The organism is Gemmatimonadota bacterium (assembly GCA_009835325.1).
GTDB lineage: Bacteria > JAAXHH01 > JAAXHH01 > JAAXHH01 > JAAXHH01 > JAAXHH01.
Genome location: VXWP01000069.1, coordinates 1 through 4479 on the forward strand (window position 1 = coordinate 1; position 4479 = coordinate 4479).

The window sequence follows — 4479 nt, forward strand, 5'->3', positions numbered from 1 at the left end:
ACCCCTAAGCCGGCATACCATACCAGCCCTAGCCTCGTGGGCTCGGTGATGTGTAAACGAGCCCGGTACGGGTTGCGAGGAACGGCTGTTGGATGAGGTTTGTTCGGGGGCGGGCGGGGGACATTCACCGGACAGACGGACGGTATACTATTGCGTCAGGGGGAGTTACGGGTTTTCTGATATTTGAGGAAGAAAAAACTTCAATCCGGCACCCGGGCTCGGTCGCCATTCAGGCACGCATTGCTTTCGCAGGAAGTATAACTAAGGACCTTCGTCGATCCATGCGACAACCTGGGGCATATCCGCGGGAGTACGCTGGGTTCTGAGGCGGTCCAGCGCGTCCGCCGCGCGGTAGGCGGCTTCTATTTCATCGATTTCAAACGCGTGGCCGGTATGGTGCAGATACAACTCGGCCGGGGTCGCGAGGGCCGCGGCCGCGGACAGCCCGCCCAGGCGCCGCAGCACCGGAATGAACAGCCTGCTTTCGTACGCCTCATCGCTGTCCGTCTCGAATCGGTCGGTGTCGATCACGGCGCGGTCGATGTGGGGCGAAAGACCACAGGCCAGTAGGCACCACGGACCGGCCGCGCCGATGCCGACCAGGGACACCGAGGCAACGCCACCCGTTCGCCGGAGCCAGGCGACTGCCGTAAGGATGTCCTGCACGCGGTTCGCGGTCGTGGTCCGGTTGTAGGTCGAGAAGTAGGCGTGTTCCCCGGAGGCCGGCTCGCGGTCCGCTGGCTTACCGTCCGCAGGTTCGTGGTCCGCCGGCTTACTATCCGCCAGGCCCGTGAGAAAGACGTCCGCCGACAGCACGAGCAGGCCCTTGCCCAGCAGTTGCTGAACAAACGGACCGGGATCCCGCCCGTTATCCTGCGTCAGTGCCGACGCGCCATCGGGATGAACCACGAGGACGGCGCCGCGAAGAGGGTCCGGCGGGCGGAATTCGGTGAAGGGGACCCGGTAGCCGCCGTTACGCCATCCCATGAATCCCGATTGGACCGAACAGGTGCCGGCCCGGTGAATGCCCAGGTGGGTCGCGACCAGGTCGCCGTCGGCCGCGCCGGGCGATCCGATGATCGATCGGAATCCGGCCGACATGACCTGCCGGAACCTGCGCAGCGACCTGGCGTCGGAGGGCTTTATCTTATTGAGCTGCTTCCGGGCGCGATCGATCCATACGTCCGTCAACCCCTCTTCGTCGATCCAGTCTTCCGGCCGGTTTTCGGCCGTAACCGCGAGCATCGATTCCGGCGGTTCCGGTTTGACGGGCCGTTCCGAAAACCGATCGCCGCTTTCGCTGTCCAGCATCCACTTTCCGAACCAGGCGTACACGGCCTCCCTGCTGGCGGCATTGTAGTTATGGCCCGCGTCGATCTGCACCTGCCCCAGGCAATCCTCCGCGTCGTAGAGTTTATAGACTGCCCGGATGGCCGGATATTCCAGCTCGGGCGTATTGGCCGTCCAGTCTCCCGTGGCGGACACCAGCAACAGCGGCCGCGGCGCGGCCAGGGCGGCGATTTCCATGTTGTTCGTTTCGATACGGAGATTGGGGCCATTCTCGCAGATGCATCCGCCCTGCATGTGCGCCGACACCATGTTCACGGGCGCGGCAACCCGAACGCGGTCGTCCACGGCGGTGAGCATGAAGGTCTGCGTGCCGCCGCCCGAGGCCCCGGTACAGGCGATGCGGCTGTTGTCCACGTCCGGCAGCGACTGCAGGAAATCGACGGAACGCATGCCGTTCCAGAGCTGCAGCCCCATGAGGCTGAGCCCCCAGAGTTGCTTTCGGTCGTCGCCGAAGGTCCGGTGGGCGAGTTGCGTGCTGTCGTTGTAGCCGGCCATGGACCATGCGAAGGCCACGTAACCCTGGAGAGCGAAGTTGATGCACCGGGCGGGTATGGACCCATCGGGCTCGTGGGCCAGCCTGCCCTCCTTCCAGTGGCCATGGGGATTCAGGATGGCCGGGCGGAGATCGGCGCCAGAGCCGGTGGTGCCGGACCGGTCGTCGCCGCTGGAGCCTTCGTCGCCAGAGCCTTCGCCGCCGGCGGGGCGGTACAGGTTCCCGGTCACGTAGAATCCCGGCAAACTCTGGAACCGAACGTTTTCGATGCTGTACCCATCGCGTACGACCCGGTGGGTGATCTCCGCGTTCAGCGGGCTTCGGGCGGGGTTCGGCCAGAGTCCCATGCTGACCAGGATATGCTCCCGGAGCGACCGGGCGCGCTTCTCCCAGGCTTCCTTCGTGGTAGGCGCGACGAACTCGCAGGGCAGGTTCAGGTGGCGTATCTCGGTCCTGCGACGGTCGACGGGAGGCAGGGGATCGTGGCTGTACATGGAGAGCTCCGAAGAGTGAGACCAGGCAGTGCGCGAGTAACGCTCAGGATACGTTCCAGAGCCCGACCGGCCGCTGGTACTCCGCGCCGGCGGGCGGGAGGAACTGGCGAAGATGGCGGCCACCCAGGGCGAATCCGGCCAGTCCCGGCATGCCGCGGTCCTCATTCTCGACGCAAAGGACATAGTCATAGCCCGACTCGACCAGCGCGCCGATGACGGTGCCCCAGTTCAGCTGGCCACGGCCCGGCACGCGGTACTGCCACCACCAGTTACCGATGATGCCCTGGCGGAACAGCATGGCGGGACTCACCTCGGCGTCCTTCACGTCCGCGTAGACCCATTTGCCCGCGAACATGCGGATGGCGTCCTCGGCGGGCAGGATCATCATCCACAACCAGTGGGAGGGATCGCAGGAAAGGCCCAGGTGATCGGACGGCACCGCGTCGAGCACCCGCTCCCACATCTCCGGGTTGCAGGCGATGTTCCCCATGCGCACCGCGCCGTCCAGGGCGATGGTGACGCCGTGGTCTTCAGCCAGCTTTACGATAGGCGTATAACGCGCCTTAAACCGTTCCACCAGTTCCGCGGACCGGTCGCCGGGGTTACCGGGCGGAGAGGAAAACTGACCGTAGAAATGCCAGCCCACGGGACTGCCGGCATGGGTAACGACCACAGATACGCCCAGTGCCGAGGCTGCCAGGACGGCCTTGCGAAGCCGCTCTTCCGCCGCGTCCGCCTGCGCCACGTCGTCGTCCAGCAGGTTGTTGTGGGCCGAAAGCGCGGCCAGGTAGATGTCGTGCGACTTCAGGGCGTCGTTGACTTCACCGGGTCCGTCGGCGAGGATGCGGTCCGGATCGACGGCCCCGCCGGCCGAAAGCCGCACCGCGTCGAACCCGTTCGCCTTCGCCCAGCCAGCGCACTCCTCCAGGGACCAGGCGTCTCCTCCTGCGCTCGTAAAAAAACTGAGGTCCATGGTCACCCGCCCGGGCGCTGCGCGTTCACCGCCAGTCTGTTCAGCCGGACGTACCAGGCGCCCGATTCCGGTTTGCGGTACTTGTCGCCGATTTCGTCAAGCGCCGCTCCGTCCGATTCCAGGACCGCGTGCAGCGCCGCCCGCCAGTCCACGGCGCCCCGGTTCTTCCGGTAGCGGACGTTGAGCAGCCTGCCGCTGCGTCCCTCCTCCGGCGTAAGATCCAGCAGCGCTTTGCGCGCCGCGTCGAGATCGGTCCTGGCGGTCTCGAGCCGGTTCAGGCACTGCACGTAGTCGTGTTCGGCCCGCTCCCATTCGTCCCTGAAATCCATGTCGATGTTCCTTGTCGATGTTTCTTGAATACGTGTGCTGAAGTAGACAGATGGTTCGTCATCGGCGCCGGCTCAGGCCAAGCCTGGCCTGGCCACACCCACCTAAGCCGATGCGTACCGATCCGTCGGCGTCTTGACCAGTTTAAACGAGGGGATGTACCCTTCATTTTCGATGTAGTAATGGGCGTGATCGTGGCACCCCGGCGGCTTCGTCCCGTCGAACACACTGATTGTGAAGTCTTCGCTGTTCGTCCCGGCGCAACCGTGTTCGAAACCCGCAGGTATCATCCAGACGTCGCCCGCTTCCAGGACGAAATCCTCCCGGTTTCCGTCGTGATCGATCCAGAATCCCGTCCCGCTCCCTTTGAGGATAAGCCAGGTCTCGTCATGGTCGTGGAAGTGCTTCTCGCACGTGGGCAGGAGGAAGCCGCTCTTCATCAGGGCCTTGTGGTGGGCCATCGGAGTTCCTTTCGAATTTGCGTGACGTTGCGTTTGCGATCAAATCTTCGAAAGTCGCGGTCATGCGCACAACGAAAGTGGTTATCAGACTATTGAAAGTTTTGGGAATCCGACCGTCGAAAACCGTAGCCATAATTCGAATGACTTTACAAAAGTGTATTATAAGACCCCCTTAACGATACATCAAGGATCAATGGGAGGGTGTGTGATCCCATTCCGTGCAATGGGCGGGACTTACCGTCGCATTAAATGTTCGAAATCCGTCAACCTCCCGAGGTTAATCATTTGCCTGAAGTCGTGCTTGTTGTAAGTTTGACAGTAACCGCAGTAAAGTCGAGTCAGATTTGCGTTTCCGTTCGGTAACTCTGTACAATTTTCAAG

General features: G+C 63.1%; 4 protein-coding genes. All 4 read right to left on the reverse strand.

Translation table 11 applies throughout. The features are described 5' to 3' along the window. Window positions 1-261 precede the first annotated feature (261 nt). Complete coding sequence (locus F4Z81_08605) at window positions 262-2526, reverse strand: acetylxylan esterase (protein ID MXW05108.1); 2265 nt, start codon at window positions 2524-2526, stop codon at window positions 262-264. Next, window positions 2381-3310 (reverse strand): sugar phosphate isomerase/epimerase, encoded by a 930-nt coding sequence (locus F4Z81_08610; protein ID MXW05109.1) that lies wholly within the window; start codon window positions 3308-3310, stop codon window positions 2381-2383. The genes F4Z81_08605 and F4Z81_08610 overlap by 146 nt, the downstream gene beginning before the upstream one ends. 2 nt (window positions 3311-3312) lie before the next feature. Next, entirely contained in the window at window positions 3313-3639 is a 327-nt protein-coding gene (locus tag F4Z81_08615; GenBank protein MXW05110.1) for a hypothetical protein, read from the reverse strand. 102 nt (window positions 3640-3741) lie between these two features. Next, window positions 3742-4098, reverse strand: coding sequence for a cupin domain-containing protein (locus F4Z81_08620; protein ID MXW05111.1), 357 nt, complete (start codon window positions 4096-4098; stop codon window positions 3742-3744). Window positions 4099-4479: the final 381 nt, after the last annotated feature.